The organism is Myxococcus qinghaiensis (assembly GCF_024198215.1).
Lineage (GTDB): Bacteria > Myxococcota > Myxococcia > Myxococcales > Myxococcaceae > Myxococcus > Myxococcus qinghaiensis.
The window spans coordinates 544,462-568,935 of record NZ_JAKCFA010000003.1; the positions used below are offsets into that span (position 1 = coordinate 544,462).

Below are 24,474 nucleotides of genomic sequence, written 5' to 3' on the forward strand. Positions count from 1 at the left end.
CTCCTAGTTCCATTCGCATTCGAAGCGGCTGCCCTCGAAGTTCCACTTGTAGTTGAGCACCGCGTCTCGGCGGTAACCCGCCGTCAGGCGGCACAGGCTCATGAGCGAGGCGCGGGGATAGTCGAAGGTGTAGCTCTGCGACTTCGCCCGCTCCTGCGGCGTGAGCTGAGAGGGATGGGTGAGCGTGGGGCTGGCGCTGGCGACCACCAGCACGTTGTGCTTGCCGTACGTCTTCAGCGGCACCCGCCCCGACAACTGCACGCGGCGCACCGTGCGCGCGACGAGGATGTCGCTGCGGTCCACCGTCGTCTCGTGGCGGTTGCGGCGCTGCAGCAGGTCCGTGATGTTGGCGCTGAAGACGCGGGTGAGGTCCCCGTCGTCGACGAAGAAATAGAGGAACGCCTCGCGCGCGACGCGGCTCTCACCGGTGAAGTCCATCGTCACCAGCAAGTCCAGCTCCCGGTTGGGCGCGATTCCGTGGCGCGACACCGCCGAGAGCACGGCCTTGTCCACGCCCGCCTTCTTCAGCTTGATGAGGCCGTCCGCGCTGGCGTCACACGCACAGCGGCGCTCCTCAATCATCTTCACCAGCTGCGCGGGCTCGAAGCCGGCCTGGGACAGCTTGGTCAGCTCGTCGTCCGTGAGGGGAAGCTGGTCCGAGCGCTCATAGATTCGCGGGAGCTGGTTGGGGTCCCACTGGATGATGTTGTAGGTCTGCGTGGTGCCCGTGGGGAAAGGCAGGGCGACCTGCGGGCCTCCACTCGAGGAGAAACCGACGGGCGCCTGACTGGCGGCCAACGTCAGGGCAGCTGCGAGCACTTGGGCAATCATGGCGAGCGACCTCTCCTAGAACCTGTAACCGATGGACATGCCCAGCCGGTGCGTCACGCCGCCACCGCCGATGGGGATGTCCGGGTTGTAGTTGAGCCCCAGGAGGATGTTGTCCCGGTGGCCCATCAGCACCTCTGCGCCCAGCTGCGGGGAGATGCCGAAGCGCAGGCCCTCGGCCTCCGGAATCACGATGGCGCCGGCCCGCAGGCCCGCGGTGAACACCAGCGGCCAGCCCCACGTGCGGAAGCGCGGGCCCACCATGCCGATGAAGCGGCCACCGTCGAAGACATACGCGGCGCTCGCGTCGAGCGAGAACCAGTCAGCGCCCCACAAGGACAGCGTGGCGCCCACGTACAGCGGAGGACCGGAGGGCGCGTCCTCGGGAGGCTCCCTGTCGTTGATGGCCGCGCCCCAGTCGAGCTGCAGCGACACACCCTGGCTGTTCGAGCCGGAATAGCCGCCCTTGCCATACTCGGATTCCTCGGGCCCATCCGTGCGGCCCCGTTCCTGCGCGGCGGCGGTCAACGGCGCCGCGACGGCCAGCGACAGAAGGGCTCCGCACAACCTGGAATGACGCTTCATCTCGAAGACTCCCACATGCGGTAGGTGCGAAAATTCCAACTGCAACGACGGTGCGGCGGCCCCAATATTCAAAACACCTTCCCGGCAGGCAAGGGCCCCCTGCGTCTCTCGCGGACTCTCAGGAGCTGCGAGGGCCCGGTGGCGGGGAATCCTGGGGGGCGTCCGGCTGGGGGTCCCGAGCCTCCGGGGGCGGCAGTGCCGCCGTGGGAGCCTGCCGGGACTCGGTGCGGGTGAAGGGCAGCCACTCGGGATGGGCCCGAAGGAAGGCGACCAGGCGCTCACGGACGAGGGCGCGCAAATCGAAGAGCTTGTCCGGGTTGGCCGCGCTGACGAGCGCGCGGACGGTGAGCGTGCGGTCCTGCGCCTCCAGCACGACGACGGACTGGAGCCGGCCGTCCCACAGGTGTTTGGCGTCCTGCTCGACGATGCGCCGCAGCTCCCCGCGCACCGCGTCCACGTCCGTGGAGTAGTCCACCTGGAGGGTGACGGCGCCGAGCATCTCCGTGCTGGACTTGCTCCAGTTCTGGAAGGGCTTGTCCAGGAAGTAGGTAATCGGGATGACCATGCGGCGCTGGTCCCAGACGCGCAGCACCACGTACGTGAGGGTGATTTCCTCCACGGTGCCGAACTCGGTCTCCACCACCACCTGGTCGCCAATGCGCACCGGCTGGGTGATGGAGAGCTGGATGCCGGCGAGCAGCGTGGCGATGGACTTCTGCGCCGCGAGGCCGATGACGATGCCGGCGATACCGGCGGACGCGAGCAGCGACACGCCCACGTTGCGCACCACCTCGAACTGCATCAGGAGCAGCGCGGCGGCCACCACGTACGTCGCCGCCTCGAAGACGGCGCGCAGCACCGCGAACTGGGTGCGCAGCGAGCGAGCCCGTCCCGCGTCGCGCATGTCGCCCGACACGCGGTTCTGCACGAAGTTGGCGAACACCCGCAGGAAGCGCAGGATGAACCACGCCAGCGCGACGATGATGAGCGAGTAGCTCAACCGGTTGAGCAGCGTCTGCACCGGGCGCGGCAGCAGCAGCAGGGCCGTGCCGACCGCCAGGAGGATGGCGAAGTACGGCAGCCGCAAAGGCCCCCGTCCCGCCGCCACCAGCTGGTCATCCAGCGTGACGTTCGTCCACTTCGCCAGCCTCAGCCCGAACGCCAGCGTCAGCCGCTCCAGGAGCAGGGCCAGTCCCACCGAGCCCAGCAGCGTCACGAGCAGGCCCAGCCACTGCCAGGGCTCCAGGCCGAACACGGTGCCGGAGAAGAAGAACGGCGGCAGCCACTCCGCCACGCGGGGGCCGTACGTCTCGAAGAGGGGGTCCACCATCCGCACGGTGGACTCGCTGAACACCCAGACCAGGCCGCCGTCCTGGGCCACCCGCTGGACGCGGATGGACACGTTGGCGCCTTCCAGGGGGATGACGCCCAGCTGGTCGAAGCGGGGATCGGCCGGGTCCCCTTCCGGGGCCTTGCTCAAGAGGGACAGGTCGATGGAGAGCTTGCGGTCCAGGACGAACTTGAGCCGGCGCGCCAGCTGGGCCCCCCGCTCGGGCTGCTGGGCGCGGGGGATGAAGTCCAGGTCCAGGTAGTGCGCCGCCGTGGCGTAGTCCCCCCGGTGGGCCGCGGCCAGGAACCCCTGGGTGGTGGAATGGGGGGACTGCCGGTCCACGGGGGACGCGGGTGGCTCCAGGCCCGAATTGAGCGCCGCGACGGGCAGCGTCCAGAGGAGACTCCCCACCAGGAGAAGGGCCGTCCAGGCTCGGCGGTCTCGGTGCATCATGGCGCCCTCCATACTCCTTTTCGGTGGCTTTGCCGGAAGAAGTCAGGCCCGCCCCCCCGGCCGGACGACCGGGAGGGGGACGTCCGCGACACCGCCCCGTCTTACCCCGCGGGAAAGGCGTTGGTGCGCCGGGTGGGGGTAGGATAGAAACGGAGCCCAAGGAAGGTCGACGTGTCCGAGAAGCGAAGAATCCTCCTGATTGACGACAGCGAAATCACGCTCGCCATGGAGAAGGCCGTGCTGGAAGCACGCGGCTACGAGGTCGTCGCCACCTCCACGCTCATGGAGTTCGAGAAGACGCTCCAGACGTGGAGGCCGGACCTCATCCTCACGGACATCCACATGCCCGAGGCCAAGGGCACCGACATCTGCCGCACGCTGAAGAACGAGTACGGCACCCAGGACATCCCCATCGTCCTGTTCTCCAGCCTCCCCGACGTGGAGCTGTCCAAGCTGGCCGAGCAGGTCGGCGCCGACGGCTTCCTGTCGAAGGAGAACGGGCTGGAGGCGATGGGCGAGAAGATCGACGAACTGGTGCAGAGCATCCTCTGGTGAACCGCATGCGGCGCCCCGTCCTCCTCGCCGCCCTCTGGGGCCTGGTGCTGGTGCTCGGTGGATGCATGCGCAAGGAGCCGCCGCCCCACCCGCCCGAGCCCGAGGCGGGTGTCAGCGCGACGTCGGCCCCCGGTGCCATCCTCTTCGTCTCCGCGGACACGCGCGGCTACCTGGGCCCCTGTGGCTGCAGCGAGAACATGCGCGGCGGCATCGCCCGAGCGGCCTTCCAGGTGCGCGAGGCGCGCCAGGGCACCCTGCCCGTGCTGTACGTGGACGGCGGCAACAGCCTCTTCGGTGAGACCACGCTCAAGCCCGGCCAGGTTCCCCAGGAGGAGCTGAAGGCGAAGGCGCTGGCGGATGCCATGCGGCTGATGGGGCTGGCGGTGCGCGCCACAGGTCCCCTGGACGACACGCGCGGCCCGGACTTCCGACAGGGGCTGGGGCTGCCCGAGGTCTCTGACGGCGCGGTGAAGCTCTTGCCGGCGGGCTCGCGCAAGGTGGGCGTCGTCGCCGCGGACTCGCCGGCCCAGTTGGTAGCGGCCAGCGCCAGGGCCCGCGCGGAAGGCGCGGACTTCGTGCTCGGGCTCTTGGACGCGCCGTTGGAAGAGGCGCAGAAGGCGGCGGAGACGCCGGGGCTCGCGGTGGACGTGCTGGTGGCCACGCGCTCCGCCACGGAGATGAGCGGAGAGCAGAATCGGCTGGTGAAGGCGTCGGTGCCCGTCGTCGCGCCGCAGAGCAAGGGCCGCTCGCTGGTGCGCGTGGACCTGAGCTACGCGCCAAAGCCGGGACGCTTCACGCTCCAGAAGGGCCAGGCCGACCTGGAGCGCGAGGTGGCCGCGCTGGAGCAGCGCACCGCGCTCCTGGACAAGGACATCAACCTCCCGGGCATCGACCCGAAGCTCAAGGCGCTCAAGCAGGCCAAGCGCGACGAGCTGGTGGCGCGCAGGCAGGCGCTGGTGACGGCGCCGCCCGCGTCAACGCCGGACGTGAATGGCTTCACGGTGCGCTTCGTGCCGCTGGAGTCGGGGCTGCCCTCGCGGCCAGACGCGCAGGCGCTGGTGGCGCGCTACGACGCGGAGGTCGGCAAGCTGAACCTCGCGTGGGCGAAGGAGCACGGACAGGACTGCCCCGTGCCCGCCAAGGGCCAGTCGGCCTTCGTCGGCAACGAGCCGTGCCGCTCGTGCCACGAGGAATCGTTCCCGGTGTGGGAGAAGTCCAAGCACCACCACGCCTGGGAGACGTTGGAAGAAGTGGGCAAGCAGCACCACCTCAACTGCGTGGGTTGCCATGTCACGGGCTGGGAACAGCCCGGAGGCGTGTGCCGCCTGGACAAGGTGGCCGGGCGCGAGGACGTGGGCTGTGAGAGCTGCCACGGCCCGGGCTCCGCGCACTCGGACGAGCCGACCGCGGACAACATCATCGCCTCGCCCGGTGAAGCCGTGTGCGTCACGTGCCACAACCCGGAGAACTCGCCCCACTTCGACTTCGCGACGTACCTGCCGCGAATCCTGGGGCCGGGACACGGAAAGCCCGTGGACGCCCAGCCGCCGGGCAAGCCAGCGGACGCACCGAAGCCCGTCAAACCGTAATCACGTGTCAGCGCCTGGCCGCTCGTACCCACGGAGCGTGCAGAGATAAGCCATACCGCGCGACTCGTAGTTTGACTGTCAAGAAAAAGCGCGAATACTTCGGCCTTCGCCTGCTTCTGGGCGCACTCTTCCTGCGACCAAATGCTGCCTCTCTGCCTGCTCGTGCTGAACCTGGCCTCGCTCCCCAACTCGGGGGGAGTGCCACCGCCCATGCCCCCGCCGCCGCCCGGCATGCGCGTGCTCGCCGCGGAGGAGACACGGGCCATGGCCACCGCTCCTTCGGTGGTGAAGGATACGCCGCCCACTTCGGGTGGCGCCGTGACGAAGAGCGAGCCCGTGCCTCCTCCGAGCACCGGTGCCGCGAAGACCGAGGGCTCCGCCTCCTCGCCTGCCGTGGGCTCCACGGCCCAGGTCGTCGCGCCTTCGGGTGCGAGCACCGCCGTGACGCCGGCTCCGGGCAACACGGTGAAGGCGCCCGCCTCCTCGGGTGCGGGCGAGGCCAAGGCCGCCACTGCGGGCAATGGGGCGGCTGAAGACGACAAGGCGGATGGCGACGGGCCCGACGCTGACGACAAGCGCGCGGGAGCGAACGGCGCGGACGCGGAGGACCCGGACGATGAGCCCGAGGCGACGCGTGAGATGGTGGAGTCCGAGTCCGCAGAGCTGGAGGAGTTGCGCGCGCTGGAAGGCGCGACGCTGGACCCGGCGGCGCGGCCGAGCGCGGAGGTGATGCAGTCCCTGCGTCGCCTGGGGCTCGCGAACCCGCTGCGCATGCGCATGTTGGACGCGCTGGAGGAGCCCACCTTCCGCGAGGACGACACGCCGGAGCAGCTGCCGCTCATCACCAACCTGGCCGCGTTCGACGTGGGGCTGATTCAGGACCGCTACGACATCCCGGTGGAGATGCAGCCGCTGGTGGCGCAGTACATCCAGTTCTTCCAGGGGCCCGGACGGCGCTGGTTCCGCAAGTGGATGTCCCGCTCCGCGCGCTACCTGCCGGTGATGCAGCCCATTTTGGAGAAGCACGGCCTGCCCCGGGACACGGTGTACCTGGCGATGATTGAAAGCGGCTTCTCCGCGCACGCGTACTCGTGGGCGCACGCGTCCGGTCCGTGGCAGTTCATCTCCAGCACCGGCAAACAGTACGGGCTCAAGCAGGACTTCTGGGTGGACGAGCGCAGGGACCCCATCAAGGCGACCGGCGCCGCGGCGACGTACCTCAAGGACCTCTACCGGGAGCTGGGCCACTGGTACCTGGCGTGGGCGGGCTACAACACCGGCTCCTACCGCGTGCGGCGCATGGTGGAGCGCCACGGCACGCGCGACTTCTGGGTGCTGTCGGAGGAGAAGGGCCTGGCGAAGGAGACGAAGCACTACGTGCCCAAGCTCATCGCCGCCGCGCTGGTGGCGAAGAACCCGTCGGCGTTCGGCTTCTCCGAGCAGGAGTTCGACTACGAGCAGCCGCTCGAGTTCGACGTGGTGGAGCTGACGGACGCGACGGACCTGGACGTGGTGGCGCGCGCGGCGGGGGTGAACATCCAGGACGTGCAGGACCTGAACCCGGAGCTAAAGCGCTGGTGCACGCCTCCGGCGAGCGCGAAGAACCCCTACAAGCTGCGGCTTCCCCCGGGCTCGTCGCCCCGGTTCGCGGAGGGCTTCAAGAAGCTCTCGCCGGCCGAGCGCCTGACGTTCCGGGTGCACACCGTGAAGCGGGGCGACACGCTGTCGCAAATCGCGGAGCGCTACGGCACGGCGTCGGAGGCCATCCTCCAGATGAACCGGCTCAAGAGCGCGCGGACGTTGAAGCTCGGCACGGACCTGGTGATTCCGGTACCGGCGAGCAAGGCGGGCCCCACGGGTGGCGGCGCGCTGGCGAGCAAGGTGGCGCAGGCCCGCCGCAGCGGCGTGGTGGTGCACCGCCCCGAGGACGAGGTGCCCGCGGGAACGCCGAAGGGACCCGTGGCCGCCGGCCCGGTGAAGACGGAGACGCTCAATGGACGCAAGCGCGTGACGTACGGCGTGCAGTCCGGCGACAGCCTCTGGGTCATCGCCACGAAGTTCAACGTGTCGGTGGATGACCTGAAGAAGTGGAACAACCTGCGGCGGCGCAACCCCACGTTGCAGGTGGGCTCGCTGGTGTACGTGTGGCCCGAGGGGACGTCCCAGGTCCAGGAGCGCGCGGGCACGGTGGTGATGGCGAAGCAGGTGGCCACGAGCGCGGGGAAGCCGGGCAGCAAGGTGCACGCGCTGGCCGAGGGCGAGACGCTCTGGTCCGTGGCGCAGCGCTACGGCGTCACCGTCGAGGACATCATGCGGTGGAACAACATCAAGGACCACCGCACTCTCCCCACGGGGAAGGTGCTCTCGCTGAGCGCGCCGTGAGCCTGTTGCGCGAGGACGTCTCCGGCCGTCCCGCCTTCGGGCAGGTCCCGCACACCGGCACGGGGATGACCTCCCCCGTTCGCTGAGCGCGCCGTAAGCCTGTGCGCGAGGGCGTCTCCGGACGTCCCTCCGTCGGGCGAGTGATTTGCAAATGGGCGGGGGATGACCTTGCCCATTTCGCGGAACGACTCGCTCACCCTGCCCTTCCCACTCGACGCCCAGGACGTCGCGCTTCCGAGTGAGGAAGGCTTCGGCTGGGCGCACACGCATCCTCCGTCGCGAGCCCGCGACAACGTCCTGGAGACCGCACCGCGCATCCAGGTCTCGCGACTCCCGTCCCACGAAACACGGACGATTCAACGCGGCCCTGAGGCCGACAGGCTCGCCCACGGCATCACCGGGCCGAACGTGCTGGAGCCCGCTTCGAGCTCCCTCGGGCCACCCACGCGCCCCACCACCTCGCGGGGCGACGGTCCGGCTCCCGCGCAGCCCACCTCCGTGAGTGGCTGGAGCAGCTCCTCCTGGCCGCCCGTGCCCATCGCCCCTCCCCTCTCCAACGCTCGCTTCACCGGCCTGCCCCAGCTCGCAGACGTGGCCTCGGGCCAGGTCGTCCTCGGCTCGGGTTCGCGAGGTGACGGCCCGCGCGCGCTGCAGACGGCGTTGTTGAACATGGGCTTCGCCCTCCACGGCGGCGCGGACGGACAGTTCGGCCCGCAGACGGTGCGCGCCCTGCGCAACTTCCAGGTGCACGCGCGCCGCGACTTTCCCACCCTCAAACCCACGGGCACGCTGGACACCGCCACGCTGCGCGCCCTGGATGCGCTCGCTCCCGAGCCCGGCCTGAAGGGCCAGTCCCAGGGGATTCCTCCCGCCGTCTACGACGGCCAGCCCGTGCGCGTCGTCGTCGCGCTGCGCGAGCACCGCACGTTCCTCTACGACAACGAGGGGCGCCTCCTGGACATCTTCCCGAACGCCTCGGGCACCACCGCCACACCCACGCGCGCGGGCCTCAAGGTCGTCCGAGCCCGACTGGACCAGGCCGCCGCCGAGGCAGCCGGGGCGCGCCTGTGGAATGACAGGCACGTCTTCGGCACGCGCATCCTCGATTTGTCCTGGGCCGACGGGCGGCACTCCGCCGAGGAGCTTCACGGAACCAACGCCCCCGCCCTGCTCGGTGGGGACGTGTCCCGTGGCTGCATCCGTCACTCGAACGAGGCCATCGTCGTGCTCCACGACGCGCTCTCCGCGGGAGACCGCGTGGCCATCGTGGAGCACGTGGACGACCCGCACCTGGGCGGCGCCCTGGTGCCGGTCTCCTGAGTGCTACCCCTCCTCGAGCAGCGCCTTCAGCTCGCGCACGCGGCGGGTGATGGCGTCGCGGTCCACCGAGCGGTAGACCTCCGGCAACAGCTCCCGGCTGGTGCACTCCTGCACGGCCACGAGGTTCTGGAGCTCGATTTCCAGCGGGTAGCTGGGCGGCACGAAGTCCGCCAGCACCGCGGCCAGGTCCTCCTTCGCCACGGACTCGCGGCCCTCCGCCAGCGCGCGGAACTTCGAGCGCACCATGACGGCCTCGATGTCCGCGCCGCTGAAGGCTCGAATCCCCTCCGGAATCATCGTGGAGAAGGAGTCGATGCCCTCCACGGACACGCCCGTCTTCTTGGACATGACCTGGAACAGCTCGTCCCGCTCCGCGTCCGTCTGCGGATAGAAGAGCGCCAGGTGCTCCTCCGCGCGACCCTGTCGCTTCAGGTCGATGGGCAGCAGGTCCGGCCGCGCCGTCATCAGGAACCAGACAATCTTGCCGCGGTACTGCGTGTTGCCCATGAAGGAGGCAATCGAGCCGAACACGCGGCTGCTCGTCCCGGAGTCCCCGCCCGAGTCACGGTTGCCGAGGAAGGTGTCCGCCTCGTCAATCATCACCGCCACCGGCCACAGCGCCTTGAGGAGGTTGAAGATCTTCTCGAGGTTCGCCTCGGTGACGCCCTGCCACTGGCTGCGGAAGTTCAGGAACTTCACCACCGGGATTCCAATCTCCCCGGCGAAGCAGCTCACCATGAACGTCTTGCCCGTGCCCACCGGGCCCGACAGCAGGTAGCCCATGGGCATGACTTCAATGCGCCCCTTCTTCAGCGCGGAGGCCGCCTGCCGCAGCATCTGCTTCGCCTTGGCATGTCCCGCCACCGCGTCCAGCGTGTGCGAGGGCTCGATGAACTCCAGCAGGCCGTGGCACTCCGCCTGGATGATCTCCTTCTTCTTCTCCTTGAGCAGGTCGGAGGTGATGCGAATCTCCCGCTCCAGCGCCTCCGTCAGCACGCGGTCCAGGTTGATGCGCGACAGGCCGGCCGTCATCTTCGCCAGGCCCGCCAGCGGGACTTCCGACAGCGACTGGAGCCGCTTGCCCTCCAGCTTGTAGCGCACGTACTCCAGCCGCTCCTCCTCGGTGGGGAGCGGCAGCTCAATCGGCGCCACGTAGGGGTTGCGGGAGATGCGCGGAGAGATGTCCGCCAGGTTCTCCGCCAGCAGCACCACGGACACGTCGCCCGCGAGGAACTGCGGGTCATGCGCCCACTTGTCCAGCGTGGCCAGCACGAAGCGGTCCTCGGACGACAGGTGGGAAATCTCCCCGCCCGGCACCAGCGTCTCCGCGAAGTCGATGATGAGCGCCAGCGAGCGCCCCTCGCTCAGCCGCATCCGCAGGAAGTTCTCCAGAATCTGGAGCGCCCGACCCGGGTCTCTCGGCATCACCTTCGAGTAGTCCGTGCCGTACATCGCGTCGTAGCCGGCCATCGTCCGCGCCAGGTCCTTCTGCGTCTCTGGCGTGGCCGAGCGGATGCCCGACGAGCGGTCGTAGAAGAGGACGTGGTCCCTGCCGCCGAACAGCTCCTCGGAGAGGAAGGTCTTCAGCGTGCCGAAGCCCCGTCCGCCGTCCTCCAACTGGAGCGGCTGGAGGTCCCTCACCGCCCCGAAGAGCAGGAAGGTGCTGACCGTCTTCGTGTAGTACTTGCGGGCCAGTTGCTGCGCCCAACGAGGGAGGTCCGCCAGCGGATCTTCCTTGTGAACCTTGCGCACCTTGCTCACGGACACACGCCTCCTGTCGCTCCTCCGGACGGGGAGCTGACGCACCCGCTTCCCACGAGGGAAGCGGGGCTCGATTTCATGGAATCTAACGGCAGCGGGGCTGACGCTTGAGGGAAACCGTCGCCGTGGCGATGGATTCTCCGGCCTCCGGCGCGGGCACGTCCACCTCCGCGTCGTTGTGGCACTTCAGCTTCAGCGTGAGCTGGCGCACGTTCGGATTCACCAGCACCGTGGCCGGCGTCTCGCCCAGCTCCTGGCCGTTCGCGAAGATGACGGCGCCCGCGGGCTTGGAGTCGATCTTCACCGACACCTTGGACACCACGGGCTCCAGCTTCAGCGACACCTCGAAGGGGCCATCGCCCGTCAGCGGCACCCGCTTGGACGCCGGCTTGTGCTGCGGCGCGCTGATCTCCACCACCCACTCCTGCCCGGAGATGGGGACGCCCTTGATGAACGCATCCGAGGCGCCCTGCGCTCGGACGACCTTGCCGTCCACCTTCACCTGGGCATCCGACGGCTGGGTGACGAGCACCAGTGACGCGGTGCGCACCAGGCTCTCCAGGACGATATCCAGCTGCTCCACGCCCTTGCCGCTGTTGACCTGGAGGGTCCGCGTGAAGGTCTTGTAGCCCTCCGCGCTCACCGTGACCATGACCTGCCCGGCCGTCACCTCGCGCAACAGCGTGGTGCCAGCGCCCTCCACGGGGATGGGCTGGGTGTCCAACGTCACCTGCATCCGGCCGCGCACCTCGGGAGGCACGCGCTGGAGGTCCAGCATGACGTAGCCGACCCCGGGCCGGCTCACCATCCACCCCACGAGGCCGAGCACCAGCAGCGCGGCCACGCCGGCCAGCGCGTAGAGCACCCGCTTGTCCAGGCCCCGTCGGCCCAGCGCGGGCACGGCGGCGGTCGGCCGGTCCTCCTGCTCGTCGTCGTCCTCATGCTCGACATGGCGAGCCGGAGGCGGCCGTGGCGGAGTCCCCGCGCCGAGCATGGGCGGCGGACGCGAGTGGCCGCCCTGCATCCCCTCCGCCAGCGCCGCGCGGGAGACGCCCTGCGAGACGTCCGGCGGCAGCGCCGAGCGCGGAATCCCCTGGGAGACGTCCGGCGAGGGACCTTCCCGGACGATGCGGGGCAGCCCATCTCCACCGCCACGGCTGCCACGCGGTCCTGGCGCCGAGTTGGCGACCTCCGAGGGCATCAGCGTGGGCACCGTCACCGAAGGACGGGCCGGCGCGCCCGCGGGCGTCAGCACGGGCATGGACGGCAGGGAGTTGTTGCGAGGAGGCGCCTGCGGCGGGAGGACCGCCGTCTTGCCCGTGGTGGGCTCGTCGTCCTCGTCCTCCTCCTGGACCTGGTTGCGCGACTCCAGCGGAGTGACGGCGCGGCCCACCGCGGCGCCCGGCTGGGTCGTCGGCTCCGGCCGCTCGTCGAAGACGTGGTCGCTGGACACCAGCTGCGTGGCCTGGACCTCGTCCTCCTTCGGCGCGGGCGCGGCGGTGGCCGCCGTCAGCCGGGGCAGCGCGGCCAGCGTGGGCGAGCGCCGCACGCCGGTGGGGGACACGGAGCCCATCGTCGCGGTGGACCGGGGCGGCGCGCCCATCGGCTGCACCACGGGAACCGCCTGCGGGGGCGGCGCCGAGGGAGCCGCCGCGGGCATGGCCATCATCCCGCCGGAGCCACCCGTGCTGAAGCCCGTGGCCGCCTCCAGCGCGGCGAGCATGCCGTCGGGAGGACGGATGTCGGCGTAGTCGGACAGCCGCTGCCGCTCGCGCTCCACTTCCTCCGCGAAGGTGGACTTCATGTACTGCATGAGGTCCTTGCGGCCGAAGATGGTCTCGCTGGTGATGAGGAAGCGCTGCAGGTCATCGCCCAGCTCGCTGGCGTACTGGTAGCGCTCGTCCACGTCCTTGGCGAGCGCGCGCATGACAATCTTCTCCAGCGCCTCTGGGATTCGCCGGTTGAACGTGGACGGCGGCGGCACCTCCGCCTTGCGCACCTTCTCCAGCACGCTGAAGTCGCTGTCGCCCACGAAGAGCCGCTCGCCCGTGAGCATCTCGTAGAGACACACGCCGATGGCGAACACGTCCGAGCGCCGGTCCAACGGCAGGCCGCGGATCTGCTCCGGGCTCATGTAGCCGAACTTGCCCTTGAGGATGCCCGCCTGCGTCTTGGTCGCCTTGCCCGCCGCCTTGGCGATGCCGAAGTCGATGACCTTGACCTCGCCCTCGAAGGAGATGAGGACGTTCTGCGGCGAGATGTCGCGGTGGACGATGTTCATGTCCCGCCCCATCCCGTCCTTCTTCCGGTGGGCGTAGTCCAGGCCCTCGCACATCTTGGACAGGCAGAAGGCCACCAGCGGCACCGGCGCGGGCTCACCCTTCTTCCGGCAGCGGTCGAAGATGGCCCGCATGTCCTTGCCGGGGATGTACTCCATCGAGATGAAGTAGCTGCTGACGATCTGCCCCAGCTCGTAGATCTGCGCGATGTTGGCGTGGCTCAGCTGGACGCTGATCTTCGCCTCATCGATGAACATCGAGATGAACTCTTCGTCCTCCGCGATGTTCGGCAGGATGCGCTTGATGGCCACGAGCCGCTCGAAGCCGCTCGCGCCGAACTGCTTGCCGCGCCACACCTCCGCCATGCCGCCGATGTTGACGCGGTCCAGTAGGAGGTACTTCCCAAATGGGATGGGCTGACGCTTCGGTTGAGAGGTCGTCACGTGGGGGAGGGTCCGTTCAATGGGAGCCTAGCGATCGCCCCTCTGTAGGGTCAACCACACGGAGACCCTCACGCGCTCTCCAGGCAGGCAGGCAACAGGCGCGTAGCAGCGCCAATTTTTCTCAAGGTTGAAGACTGGAGGTGCCTCCGTCGGTGCCGCCCTCGGCCGCGGGGGCCGGGGCATCCCGGAACGCCGGGCTTGGCTCGGCCGGGGCATCCCGGAACGCAGTGCCCGGCTCGGGCGGGTCCTCCTCGGCGATGGCGGGCTGGACCAGCAGGAAGCGCACCTTCCCCTCGGCGGAGAGCAGCTCCGGCGCCCCGAAGCGCTTCTCCGCGGCAAGGCCCACCAGCGTCACCCAGGCGCCCTTGCGCTCGGGGGCGACGCAGTACAACAGCGTCCCGGGACGGACGCCTGGGGCATCGCGTACCGGGCCCTCGCAGTCCTTTCGGACCTGGAGGGCGTAGGCGGTCAGCGGCTCCCCATGCACCAGGTAGGGCGGCCGCCCCAACTCCTCCAGCAGGGGCTGGAGCACGCGGGGGTCCTCGGCCACTGCGTCCTGGGTGGACAGGGCCTGGGCCAGCTTGTGGAAGCGCTGGAGGCTCATGGACGCCATGTCCGTGGAGTCGATGGGGATGCGGCTCTCCGCCAGCACGAGGTCCGCGAAGAGCGCGCCGACGAGGACGATGGGCAGGAGCCGGAAGCCCTTGAAGCCCTCGACCTTGCCTTGCACCAGTCCCATGACGGCGACCACCGTCGCCAGGGCGGCCAGCGCCAGCACCACCGAGGGGCGGATGGGTGAGGGCAGCTCCACGAGGGCGGAGACATCGGCGGTCCGGGCGCGCAGCGCGTCGGCCAGGTCTCCTCCGTAGATCCAGGCGATGGCGGCCAGGCTGAGCACATTGCCCAGCAGCGTCTTTCGGGAGGGGAGCGTCATCCAGCGAGCGTCCGTGCGGGGTCGGTGGCGGCGGCGCGGCGGCTGGGGAAGTAGGCCCCGGCCAGCGCGGCCAGGAGTCCCAGCACCACCCCACCCAGCACCACCGGCCAGGGGAAGGAGAAGAAGCTGTCGGGCTTGAACGGGAAGTTGGGCAGGTAGCCCGCGGCCAGGCGGTTGACGCCCAGGGACGCGAGGAGCGCCACCCCGGTGCCAATGGCCCCGCCGGCCAGGCCCACCACGGCGGACTCGGCCAGGACGATGGCCCGGATGTCCGAGCGCGACGCGCCCACCGCCTGCATCACGCCAATCTCCTTGGCGCGCGCGCGCACCGAGGCCGACAGCGCGTGGGCGATGTTCACCGCCGCCAGGATGCAGATGAGGATGGACAGGAGCGCCAGCGCGGAGGTCGTGAGCGCGACGGCCGCGCCCGTGTTCTCCGCCATGCGGCGCTCCTGGTCGTCGATTTCCAGGCCCATGGCCTTCACGGCGTCCACCAGCGCGGGCACCTTGGACGGGTCCGTGGCGACGAGGGTGACACCGGTGAAGGTGTCCGCGTCCACGCCCGCCTCGCGGTTGATGCGCATCGCCGTCTCCAGCGGAATGGTGATTCCGGCGAACATGGCCCGGTCCGACGCGCCCACCACCTGCGTCTGCGCGGAGCGGCTGGGCCCCGACGCGGAGTTCGCCGACACGTAGGAGCGGTTGAACTCCACCGGGAAGCCGAAGCCGACAATCATGTTGGCGGAGAGCTGCGGCAGCTTGCGCGCCGGGGCGAACGTCTTGTTGTACAGCTCCAGGAGCCGCGTGGAGACGAGCACCGGAATCGGCTGTCCCTCGCCCGGGTCCTTGAACTCGCCCAGCTGCGAGTCGCCCTTCACGAGCGACGGCTCCACGCCCATGGCCAGCACCTCCATGCCCATGCGCAGCTTGGTGCCGAAGAAGACGCCGTCGTAGCGAGTCACCGCCGGCACGCGCACGTTCATCTTCCGGTGCGCCGCCTCCACGCCGGGCAGCGTGCGCAGGCGCTCCACCGCCTCCGCGTCCAGCTTGCCGCCGCCCAGGAGCGAGCCCAGCGACACCGCCGCGGGCACCACGTCCACCATGCGCGCGTCGTTGGGGAAGATCTTCTCGCGGATGACCTGGCCCACGCCCAGGCCCAGGCCGATGAAGAACACCAGCGTGCCCACGCCCATGGCCACGCCGAACGCGGAGAAGAAGGCGCCCCGGCGCTCGCGCGCGAGGCTCAGTCGGACCAGTCGGGACAGCGCGTCCAGCCTCACGGGGCACCTCCCAGGGCCACGCGCTCCGTGGCGCGCTCCTCCACGAGCTTGCCCTCCTTGAGCCGCAACACCCGCCGCGCGGCGACGCTCATCCGCTCCTCGTGCGTGACGGCGAGCACGGTGAGCCCCTCGCGGTGCAGCTCGCGGAAGAGCTGGATGACGCCGTCACCGGTGGCCGCATCCAGGTTGCCGGTGGGCTCGTCACACAGGAGCAGCCGGGGGCCGCCGTAGAGGGCGCGGGCGATGGCCACGCGCTGACGCTCGCCACCGGACAGGCGCACCGGGGCGCGGTCCTTCTTCGCGCCCAGGCCCACGCGCTCCAGCAGGGCCTCCGCGCGCTTGACGGAATCCGAGGTGCGCGGGCCGAAGTACGAGGGCAGCAGCACGTTCTCCAGCGCGGACAGGTTGGGGATGAGGTGGAAGGACTGGAAGACGAAGCCCACGTGCGTGTTGCGGAAGCGCGCCAGGGCCTTGTCCTTCAGGCCCCCGAGCGTCACCCCGCCCACCTTCACCTCGCCCCGGTAGTCGACATCCAGGCCGCCCAACAGGTGCAGCAGCGTGGACTTGCCGCTGCCGGACGGGCCCACCACGGCGACGAAGTCCCCGGCTTCCACGTCCAGGGACATCGAATCGAGCACCCGCACCCGGGTGCCATCTCCATCCAGATATTCCTTGGTGACGTCTCGAGCGTGAATCACGGAGTGGCCGGCTGGGTGGTGGTGGAAGACGGCGAGGTGGGGGTGAGGCGCAGGGACATCTCCGCCTGGAGCGCGCGCTCCTTGCGCGACACGGACAGCGTCACGGCGCGCAGGTCATCGGTGGCCTCCAGCCAGCGCACGGTGGTGGCCTTGATGGCGAAGCCGCCAATGCCCCAGGCCTCCGACGGCAGGTTCTTCACCGAGTCCGCCAGCCGGCGCAAATCCAGCACCGCGCTGAAAGCGGCGTCCTGGCCCACGTCCTTCAGGTCCGAGGACAGGGGTCCCTCACCCGCCTTCGCCGCGAGGGTGGCGAGCGAGGCCTCCAGCTGCGACTGGGGCGAGGCCACCAGCAGCTTGCCGTTGGGACCGAGCGCGAAGTGGGCGCCCTCTCCCGCGCGATACGTCGTGAGGTACACGCGCTGGCCGCCCTTCAGCTCCGAGGCCTCCACCTTGGCGCCGAAGTCGCTGGAGAGCTGCGGCAGCTTCTCCAGGAGGGCCTGCGTCCGCGCGGCATCCTCCAGGTCCGACAGGGCCACGAGGTTCACGAAGCGGAAGGGGTTGGTGCGGCGCAAGTCGAGCGCGGGCATGCCGGAGCCGAGCTGCACCTTGGGCGACAGCGACAGGGCCAGCACCGTGCCCGGCTTGAAGTTGTCGAGCACCTCCGCCTTCACGTCGAGCCCGCTCTTCTGCACCGCGCGCGTCAGGTAGTCGCCGACGAGGTAGGGCCACACGCCGTCGAGCTGGGACGGGTCGCCCCGGAACCGCGCCACGAAGAAGCTGTCCGGAGGCAGGAAGCCCCGCAGGTCCGCCGCGTCCGTCACCGGGTCCAACGCGGCCAGCGACTCCTTCGTGTCCGGCCACGGCGCGTCCGCGTGGACGGTGACGGAGCGCTCGTCGATGAGCCCGGTCAACGTGAGTCCCTGCACGGTGCCCGCGGGGAGCAGCAGGCCGGTGCCGCCCGGGAGGAACACGTGGAAGTCTCGCTTCGTCGGCAGGCGCTGGAGGGAGGCGGCCAGGATGGGCTCCTTCGCGAGCGACTTGTCCTCCGTCTGACTGGCCAGGGGGCGCAGCGCCGCGACGGAGGGGCCCACGCCCAGGAGGGCGAACTGTCCGCCGTCGATGAAGAGCAGGCCCAGCGCCGCGTCGGCGGAGCCCGGGCGGCTGAAGGTGACGAGCTTGCCGCCCGCGCCGCTCTCCTCCTTCTTCTCGGAGGCTCCAAGTCGGGTGCGCGCGAAGCCGGCGAACGTCTCCTCGAGCTTCTGCGCGTCCTTGACGCCCACGACGGAGACGGCGCGATTGCCGCCGAGGAAGGCCGCTCCGGCGCCGCGCTCGGGAGCGAGGCCCGCGGCCTCCAGGGCCTGACGGCTGCGCAGGTCGACGCCCACCTGGCGCATCACCGCATTCACGTAGCCCTCCGCCGAGGAGAAGCTCTGGAGCTGGGCGGCGAAGGAGGCGACCTTCAGGTTCTGGAAGCGCGCCAGCTTCTCTCCGAGCGCCCCCAAGTCAGCGATGACGACGGAGGCTTGCGCATCGCGAGGAAGGTAGCGCGCGGGGCCGGAGGCAGTGGGCGCGACGGGCCCCTCGTCCTTGCCACAGCGTGAGCAGCCCGCGACGGCGAGCACGAGGAGGAGGGTCGGAAGCCAGGCTCGGCGGAACATGACGGCAGGACAGGACGGCTGGGCCGGAGAGTCAATGTATTCCTGTGCGGGGCGTACGTCCGCCTCCCGGCCAAGGGACCCGGATGATGGGCAGGCAACTTCGCGGGAGAGGCCCGGCTCGCCAGCGTGACTCCGGAAGGCGAGCCGAGGCCATTTAGTCAGCGAGTGGCACTGCGCCATTGCCAATCTGACGGGTCCAGATGGGCTCCTCCATGGAGTCTCGTCACGGCGGAGCAAGGGCACGGCGCTTGAAACATGAGGGGCATCAATCCCCGCCGTGGAGCCTCATGACGCTCATCGAGTTGACAGTGATTCTGGGTGCCCTCGCGGGCGCCGTCGTCGGAGCCATCTTCGGGTGGCGCATCCATCCCGCCGTCAGCCTCGTGGGCCTCTTCGTCGGCGGAGGGCTGGGCATCTACACGTGCCAGGGACTTCTCATGGTGACCATGGCTGTCATCACCCTCTTGGCGGAGGGCCCGCGCGGAGTCGTAGAGCTCTTCAAGGAGTTTCTGCCTTCGCGAGACAGAGGAAGGGACAAACAGCCTCCCTGAGACTCAACCCGGGCGAAGCCTCCCGCGACGACGCGTCAGCGCACCCGCGAGCCATGCGGCAGCGGGCCGCGCGTCTCCTCGGTGAACTCCAGGAACTGCTCCATCTGCCGCACGGACTCGTCGGTGGCCTCGGCCTCCGCGCTCAGCATGGTGAGCTGCCGGTTCACCACTTCCGGGTCCCGGATGGCAATCGACTGCTCGTGCGTCAGCCGCATCATGTCCTCGATGCCGGCGAGCTGGTGGCTGACCACTTCCCTGCTCTCGCTCGCCTGTTCGAAGCGCGCCAGCCGCTTGCGGAGGATGTCCACCCGGTTCTGCTTCACGTCCTTCAACCGGGGGTTCGTCTCGCGCGCCACGTCCTCCTCCAGCTCGCGCACGTCCTTCTCGAGATTCCCCCGGTCGGAGCTGTTGAGGTACGAGCGGTACTGATTCAGCGTGGAGATGAGCCGCAGGAACGACGTCAGCAACGCGTCCAGCCGAGGCTCGCTGTCCGACTCCAGCACCTTGCCGCCCGGCAGCTTGCGGTAGTTGGCGAGAATCTTCTCCTTGAGCCCGACGAGCTGTTGGTAGTGCTCGCGCTGCGACGGAGCCAGGTCCGCCAGGAGCGAGTCCACCGCCTTGCGCGCGGCCTCCGGGTCCGTCTGCTCCCGCGAGCGGATGGCCCGCTGGAAGCGCGGCATCGACGAGAAGAGGCCCAGGTACAGCCCCTCCAGCCCGAGCGCCAGCAAGGCGGGCAATGGCTCGCCCGTCAGCGCGGCGGAGGCGGCCGCCGTGCCCAACCCCACCAGGTTGGCCGGCAGCATGAATGCGGCCTTGATGTAGTTCGGCGACTTCTTCGCCACGTCCAACCTCCCCTTCCCAGCGCCCGGTCGACTTGCTTCAGGGACCGCGCGCCTCCGACACGTACTTCAACGCTCCCAGGTCCCTCGTATCCTCCGCGAGTGGCACCTGGGGTCCCTGCTTGAGCTTCTGGAAGAGCGCGGCGGCGCTCTGGTACAGCTCGTCATAGGTGACCGGCGCCTCGCCGGAAAGGCCGAAGAACGCTCGATTGTCCGCCAGTGTCGCCGGCGGCGCGCTGCGGATGGCCTCAATCGGGTCACCCAGGTACGGCGCCACCTCGCCCAGCATCCGAGCCCCCGCCGTCGGGTCCTTCAGCACACTCTGCCCCGCGTCCAGCATCCCGCGCAGCACCCGCCTCACCGCGTCCGGATAGCGCGCCGCGAAGTCACCCCGCGCCACCAGCACCGTGGCCACCAGGTGCGGCGCGTCCGCCGTCGTCGCGAGCACCGTCCCACCCCTGTCTTTCGCCGCCAGCTCCACGTCGCCCCACAGCCCCACCACCGCGTCCACGCGGCCCTCGCGCAGCGCCCGGCCCGCGTCCAGCGTGGAGGGCAGGTCCACCCAGCGCACGTCCGTCGTCCGCAGCCCCGCACGCGCCAGCACCCACAGCGCGAAGTAGTGCGTGGAGCTGAAGGGGTAGACGCCTACGCGCTTGCCTCGCAGGCTCGCCAGGTCCGTCACGCCCACCGCCGCGAGCGCCTCCTGCCCCCGGCTGCGCCCCGCCAGCAATATCGTCCTCGGCGCCGCGTCTCGCAGCCCTGGCGCCCAGGACGCCAGCCGGTCCACCGACAGCATGGCCATGTCCACGCCGCCGTTCTCCGCGCCGATGGCCAGGGCCTGCCGCAGCTCCTCCTCGCGGCCGAAGAGCACCGCCCGCGCATCCAGCGCATAGGCCGTCTTCAGGAAGCCCTGCGCCGCGTTGGGGGGGGCCGCCGGGTTGTCCAGCGTCGTCGCGCCGCCCGCCGCGACGAGCAGTCCCGCCGCCGAGCCTCGCGGCGTGAAGCCGATGAGCACCGGCCGTAGCGGCACGGACGCCACGTCCGCCACCGGCGCGGACACGCCCGCGGGAAAGTCTCCGGGAGACAGACGCACCGCCTCGCGCACGGAGGGGAAGAAGCGCGCCTGGAGCGTGTCCAGATATCCCATGCGGGACGCGAGCACCCAGCTCGCGCCCAGCACGCACAGGAACAAGAAGAGAAAGAGACCTGGCCCACGGTGGAGCTTCATCCGTCAGTTCCCAGGTCTCTTCCCTTCATCGTGCCGACCGGCCGGGGCCTACTCGACTCCGACCTTCTTGCCGATGGTCTTCCCCGTCTGTCCACCGACGTCCGACACCGGGGCGGGGCTCTCCATCAGCCCCATCTCCATCTTGAACTGCTTCACCAGCTCGTTGGCCTGGATCTTCTCGGCCTCTTCTTCAATCTGCGCGGACTGGTGGTCCACCGACTCGAGCGCCATCTGCATGCGCGCCTCGTTCACGGCGGTGCGCTCCTCCACCTTGCGCAGCATCTCGTCGTGCGTCGAGTCGATGCCGGCGACGGTGAAGGACTCCATCGTGTCGGCCACCTTGGCCTGCCACTTGGCGCGCCGCGCGTCACGGATGGCCGTCATCGCCTCCGCCGTCTTCTTGTCCTTCTCCCGCATGAACGCCTTCTTGACGTTCAGCGCCTTCTCATACGCCAGCCGCGCCGTCTCCAGCTGCGCCTCGTTGCGCTCCAGCGCGTCCTTCTCCACCTGGAGCTTGGTGGCGTACTGCGCCGCCAGGTCGTCACGACCGGCCTGGATGGCGGCCTTCACCTTGGCCGTCAGCCCGCGCACGTCGTCCTTGTACTTGCTGTTCTCCTTCTCCAGCAGCGTCACGTTCGCCCGAACCATGGCGATGGACTCGTTCATCTTCGGGACCTGGTCGTTCAGGTCACGGATGTTCTGCTCGAGAATGAGCTCCGGATCCTCGATGGAGGAGACGAAGAAGCCCGCGAAGCTGCGCAACGCCCTCTTGAGTCTGTCCCACATGTCGCCGGTCTACCTCCGTCCAGACCTACTCGCAGTCACCTTACACGAACTCAGGGAAGAGCAAGCAGCCGCATCCGCCCCTCTGATCAGTGCTACGCGAACTCACCTAAGGCGATTGCCGACCACCCACAAGTCCCATCGCACCTCCCTGCTCGAAAGCCTCCAGAGGGAGCCCACGAGCCGTCCCCCAGTGGCCTCCCCCAGCGGGGGCTTGCCCTGGCGCCGGGAAGCAGGGAAAACCTTCCCCGCGTGGACAGTGCGTTGGGTTGGACCCACTCCTCCTTCGATGAGTCGCTGGCGCGAGCGGTGGACGCCCAGCGACGAAGCGTGCTGGGCACGGGGGCGGCGGTGCGCCTCGTCGGCGCGCTGCTCTTCCTGCTCGTCACCACGACGCTGTGGCTGAGCGGCGGCGAGGACTGGAGCCCCTACCCGCTCCTCCTGGCCCCTTATGTCGGCGTGGCCACCATCCTCTTCGTCGTGAGGAACCGCCCGGAGGCGAGCTGGCTGGGCATCGTCCAGTCCCCCGTGGACGTCGCCCTCGTCTACGGCCTGCAGCACCTGGCCCTCCCCATCTCCCCCTTCCCGGCCGGGGTGGCGGGCTTCAGCCTGGGCCTCTTCGCCCTCGTCGTGACGCTCAGCGGGCTCGCCCTGCGCCCTACCGTCGTCTACGGCACCGCCGCGCTGTCGTCGGTGGCCCAGGCGGCGCTGATGCGCGAGGCCGGCGTGGGCTGGGGCGCCGTGGTCATCGCCGTCGTCACCCTGATGATGGTCGCCGCGGTGAAGCACTACGGCACCGGGCGGCTGCGCGTGCTCGCGGGGGCCCTCACCCGCGTGGAAGTGGACAGTGCCCTGGAGGCCCGCCGCTTCCAGGAAGTGGAAGAGGCCCGGCGCACCATCGCGAGGATGCTCGACGAGGAGCACGCGAAGAACGACGAGCTCCGGGCGCTCCAGCGCGACAAGGAGCTGCTGACGCAGTTCCTCGTCCATGACCTGCGCTCGCCCCTGTCGGCCTTGACGATGACGCTGGCCTGGATGGAGCAGGAGCTCCCCCAGGGCCACCTCCTCGAGTCCGCGCGCACGGGCCTGGCCGTCACCGCGCGCCTGGACCGGATGCTCACCGACTTGATGGACGTGACGCGGCTGGAGCAGGGCCGGCTGGAGCCCCGCAAGGTGCCGCTCGACATGGGCCGGCTGCTGGAGGAGGTGCGCGGTTCGCTGGAGAACGTGGCCCGCGCCCGCAAGCTCACCCTGGATGTCGTCTCGCCCCGGGCGCTGGCGCTGCACGGTGACCAGGAGCTGCTCTTCCGCGTGGTGGAGAACCTGGCCACCAATGCGCTGCGCTACGCGCCCACCGGCGGCCGGGTGCTGCTGGAGGGCGGCGCCGACGCACGAGGCCCGTGGCTCGCGGTGCGCAACGACGGCCCGCCGATTCCCGAGGACCTGCGCGCGCGCCTCTTCGACAAGTACGTGCAGGGCGACCAGGAGCGCGACAACCGCCGGGGCTACGGCCTGGGGCTGTACTTCTCCCGGCTGGCCGTGGAGTCCCACGGAGGCAGCCTCTCCGTGGAGGACGTTCCGGACTGGCCCACGTCCTTCCTGGTGCGGCTGCCCGCCTGACCCGCCGCCTTTAGCCGCGGGCGCGCTGCCGGCGGCGGAGGATGCGCTCGACGTTGGAGCGGGCGGTCGCCATCACCGACGCCGCATCCAGCGTGGTGAGCACGCCGTCCTTCAACACCGGCTTGCCGTCGATGAAGACGTGCGTCACGTCGCTGCCGCGCGCGGAGTGCACCAGCGGCGCCAGGACGTCCTCGGACGACGGGCCACAGTGCAGGCCGCTCACGTCCACCACGGTGATGTCGGCGCGCTTGCCCGATTCGAGCGAGCCCACCTCGTCCTCCAGCCCCAGCGCCCGGGCGCCATTCAGCGTGGCCATCTCCAAGACGCGCATGGGCGTCATCGCGCGAGGCCCCACGCGCGGGTTGTGGAGCACCGCCGCCAGCCGCATCTCGTTGAAGATATCGAGCGTGTTGTTGCAGGGCGCGCCATCCGCGCCCAGCGCCACCGTCACGCCCGCCTCCAGCAGCTCCGGCACCTTGGCGATGCCCGAGGCGAGCTTGAGGTTGGAGCCGGGGCAGTGACACACCACGGTGTTCGTCTCGCGGATGAGCTCCTGCTCCTCCGCGGACAGCCACACGCAGTGGGCCAGCGTCACGTGCCGCCCCGTCAGCCCCAGCGTGTGGAAGAAGTCGACGTTGTCCCGGCCGCCCGAGTACTGGCGAACCGCGTCCGTCTCCTTCGCGTTCTCACTGGCGTGGGTGTGGATGCGCACGTTGTGCTCACGCGACAGCTTCGCCACCTCGCGCATCAGCTCCGGCGTGCAGGACAGCACGAAGCGGGGCGCGAAGGCGTAGCGCAGCCGGCCCTCGTGCGTGCCGTGCCATTTCTCGAGCAGCGCCAGGCTATGGGCCAGTGACTCGGCGGTGGACTCGCGCAGCCCGTCGGGCACGTTGGCGCCCGCGTCCATCATCGCCTTGCCGCCCACCAGCCGGAAGCCCGAGTCCCGCGCGGACTCGAAGACGGCGTCGTAGTGGTGCACGCTGCCCATGTCGAGCGCGGCCGTGGAGCCCGAGCGGATGAGCTCCGCGAAGGTCAGGTCCGCCGACGCGCGCATGGAGGCCGCGTCGTGGGAGGCCTCGAAGGGCCAGATGCGCTCGCGGAGCCAGTCGAGCAGCTCCATCCCATCCGCGCGTCCCCGGAACAGCGTCTGACAGGCGTGCAGGTGGCCATGGATGAGGCCCGGCAGCACCACCTTCCCCGCCATGTCCATGACCCGTCGCGTGCCACGGGCCTTCAGGCCCCGGCCCACCTTCGCGATGCGCCCGTCCTGCACGAGGACGTCCGCGCCCACGAGCACCTCGCGCTCGCGGTTCATCGTCACCACGGTGCCGCCAGTCAGAAGCAGATCCACGGGTGCT

Annotated in this window: 19 protein-coding genes; 6 read left to right on the forward strand and 13 right to left on the reverse strand. The window is 69.8% G+C overall.

Going from position 1 to position 24,474, the window contains the following annotated elements; genetic code table 11:
* Positions 1-3: 3 nt before the first annotated feature.
* The 3 genes from LZ199_RS07315 to LZ199_RS07325 all read right to left on the reverse strand — a co-directional run bounded on the left by LZ199_RS07315 (position 4) and on the right by LZ199_RS07325 (position 3,196).
* Positions 4-831: a hypothetical protein gene (locus LZ199_RS07315; protein WP_253992916.1), complete on the reverse strand. Its 828-nt coding sequence runs from the start codon at positions 829-831 to the stop codon at positions 4-6.
* Positions 832-846: 15 nt separating this feature from the next.
* On the reverse strand, positions 847-1,413 hold the full coding sequence (locus LZ199_RS07320) for a hypothetical protein (RefSeq protein ID WP_253992917.1): 567 nt from the start codon (positions 1,411-1,413) through the stop codon (positions 847-849).
* Positions 1,414-1,531: 118 nt separating this feature from the next.
* Positions 1,532-3,196 carry a mechanosensitive ion channel family protein gene (locus LZ199_RS07325; protein ID WP_253992918.1) on the reverse strand — a complete coding sequence of 555 codons (1,665 nt, stop codon included), beginning with the start codon at positions 3,194-3,196 and terminating at the stop codon, positions 1,532-1,534.
* 171 nt (positions 3,197-3,367) lie between these two features.
* On the opposite strand from LZ199_RS07325, the gene LZ199_RS07330 reads away from it, so the two are divergent.
* From LZ199_RS07330 to LZ199_RS07345, 4 genes are all read left to right on the forward strand, one after another.
* Positions 3,368-3,751 carry a response regulator gene (locus LZ199_RS07330; protein WP_163865298.1) on the forward strand — a complete coding sequence of 128 codons (384 nt, stop codon included), beginning with the start codon at positions 3,368-3,370 and terminating at the stop codon, positions 3,749-3,751.
* A gap of 5 nt (positions 3,752-3,756) precedes the next feature.
* Positions 3,757-5,340 (forward strand): multiheme c-type cytochrome, encoded by a 1,584-nt coding sequence (locus LZ199_RS07335; RefSeq protein ID WP_253992919.1) that lies wholly within the window; start codon positions 3,757-3,759, stop codon positions 5,338-5,340.
* A gap of 141 nt (positions 5,341-5,481) precedes the next feature.
* Positions 5,482-7,722, forward strand: a complete 2,241-nt coding sequence (locus tag LZ199_RS07340) for a LysM peptidoglycan-binding domain-containing protein (protein ID WP_253992920.1) — start codon at positions 5,482-5,484, stop codon at positions 7,720-7,722.
* Positions 7,723-7,884: 162 nt separating this feature from the next.
* Positions 7,885-9,042 carry a L,D-transpeptidase family protein gene (locus LZ199_RS07345; RefSeq protein ID WP_253992921.1) on the forward strand — a complete coding sequence of 386 codons (1,158 nt, stop codon included), beginning with the start codon at positions 7,885-7,887 and terminating at the stop codon, positions 9,040-9,042.
* A gap of 3 nt (positions 9,043-9,045) precedes the next feature.
* On the opposite strand, the gene LZ199_RS07350 is transcribed toward LZ199_RS07345, so the two are convergent.
* The 6 genes from LZ199_RS07350 to LZ199_RS07375 form a co-directional block, all read right to left on the reverse strand.
* Entirely contained in the window at positions 9,046-10,803 is a 1,758-nt protein-coding gene (locus LZ199_RS07350; RefSeq protein WP_253992922.1) for an ATP-binding protein, read from the reverse strand.
* Between the two features lie 85 nt (positions 10,804-10,888).
* Positions 10,889-13,525 (reverse strand): serine/threonine protein kinase, encoded by a 2,637-nt coding sequence (locus LZ199_RS07355; protein ID WP_253992923.1) that lies wholly within the window; start codon positions 13,523-13,525, stop codon positions 10,889-10,891.
* Positions 13,526-13,646: 121 nt separating this feature from the next.
* Complete coding sequence (locus tag LZ199_RS07360) at positions 13,647-14,459, reverse strand: hypothetical protein (protein WP_253992924.1); 813 nt, start codon at positions 14,457-14,459, stop codon at positions 13,647-13,649.
* The gene (locus LZ199_RS07365) at positions 14,456-15,739 is read right to left on the reverse strand and encodes an ABC transporter permease (RefSeq protein WP_253992925.1); all 1,284 of its coding nucleotides are present in this window, start codon (positions 15,737-15,739) and stop codon (positions 14,456-14,458) included. Before LZ199_RS07365 ends, LZ199_RS07360 begins: the two co-directional genes overlap by 4 nt.
* Positions 15,736-16,437, reverse strand: a complete 702-nt coding sequence (locus tag LZ199_RS07370; RefSeq protein WP_253992926.1) for an ABC transporter ATP-binding protein — start codon at positions 16,435-16,437, stop codon at positions 15,736-15,738. The genes LZ199_RS07365 and LZ199_RS07370 overlap by 4 nt, the downstream gene beginning before the upstream one ends.
* A complete protein-coding gene (locus LZ199_RS07375) occupies positions 16,434-18,095 on the reverse strand; it encodes a hypothetical protein (RefSeq protein ID WP_253992927.1) in 1,662 nt (553 codons plus the stop codon). Before LZ199_RS07375 ends, LZ199_RS07370 begins: the two co-directional genes overlap by 4 nt.
* 287 nt (positions 18,096-18,382) lie before the next feature.
* On the opposite strand from LZ199_RS07375, the gene LZ199_RS07380 reads away from it, so the two are divergent.
* Entirely contained in the window at positions 18,383-18,646 is a 264-nt protein-coding gene (locus LZ199_RS07380; protein ID WP_253992928.1) for a hypothetical protein, read from the forward strand.
* A 35-nt stretch (positions 18,647-18,681) separates the two neighbouring features.
* Here the strand turns inward: LZ199_RS07380 and LZ199_RS07385 are convergent, their stop codons facing one another.
* The 3 genes from LZ199_RS07385 to LZ199_RS07395 form a co-directional block, all read right to left on the reverse strand.
* Positions 18,682-19,449, reverse strand: a complete 768-nt coding sequence (locus LZ199_RS07385) for a hypothetical protein (RefSeq protein ID WP_253992987.1) — start codon at positions 19,447-19,449, stop codon at positions 18,682-18,684.
* Between the two features lie 76 nt (positions 19,450-19,525).
* Complete coding sequence (locus LZ199_RS07390) at positions 19,526-20,713, reverse strand: ABC transporter substrate-binding protein (RefSeq protein ID WP_253992929.1); 1,188 nt, start codon at positions 20,711-20,713, stop codon at positions 19,526-19,528.
* 48 nt (positions 20,714-20,761) lie between these two features.
* Positions 20,762-21,499, reverse strand: coding sequence for a PspA/IM30 family protein (locus tag LZ199_RS07395; RefSeq protein WP_253992930.1), 738 nt, complete (start codon positions 21,497-21,499; stop codon positions 20,762-20,764).
* Between the two features lie 261 nt (positions 21,500-21,760).
* Between LZ199_RS07395 and LZ199_RS07400 the strand changes: the two genes are divergently transcribed.
* Positions 21,761-23,116, forward strand: coding sequence for a sensor histidine kinase (locus tag LZ199_RS07400; protein ID WP_253992931.1), 1,356 nt, complete (start codon positions 21,761-21,763; stop codon positions 23,114-23,116).
* 10 nt (positions 23,117-23,126) lie between these two features.
* On the opposite strand, the gene LZ199_RS07405 is transcribed toward LZ199_RS07400, so the two are convergent.
* The gene (locus LZ199_RS07405; RefSeq protein WP_253992932.1) at positions 23,127-24,467 is read right to left on the reverse strand and encodes a 5'-deoxyadenosine deaminase; all 1,341 of its coding nucleotides are present in this window, start codon (positions 24,465-24,467) and stop codon (positions 23,127-23,129) included.
* Positions 24,468-24,474: the final 7 nt, after the last annotated feature.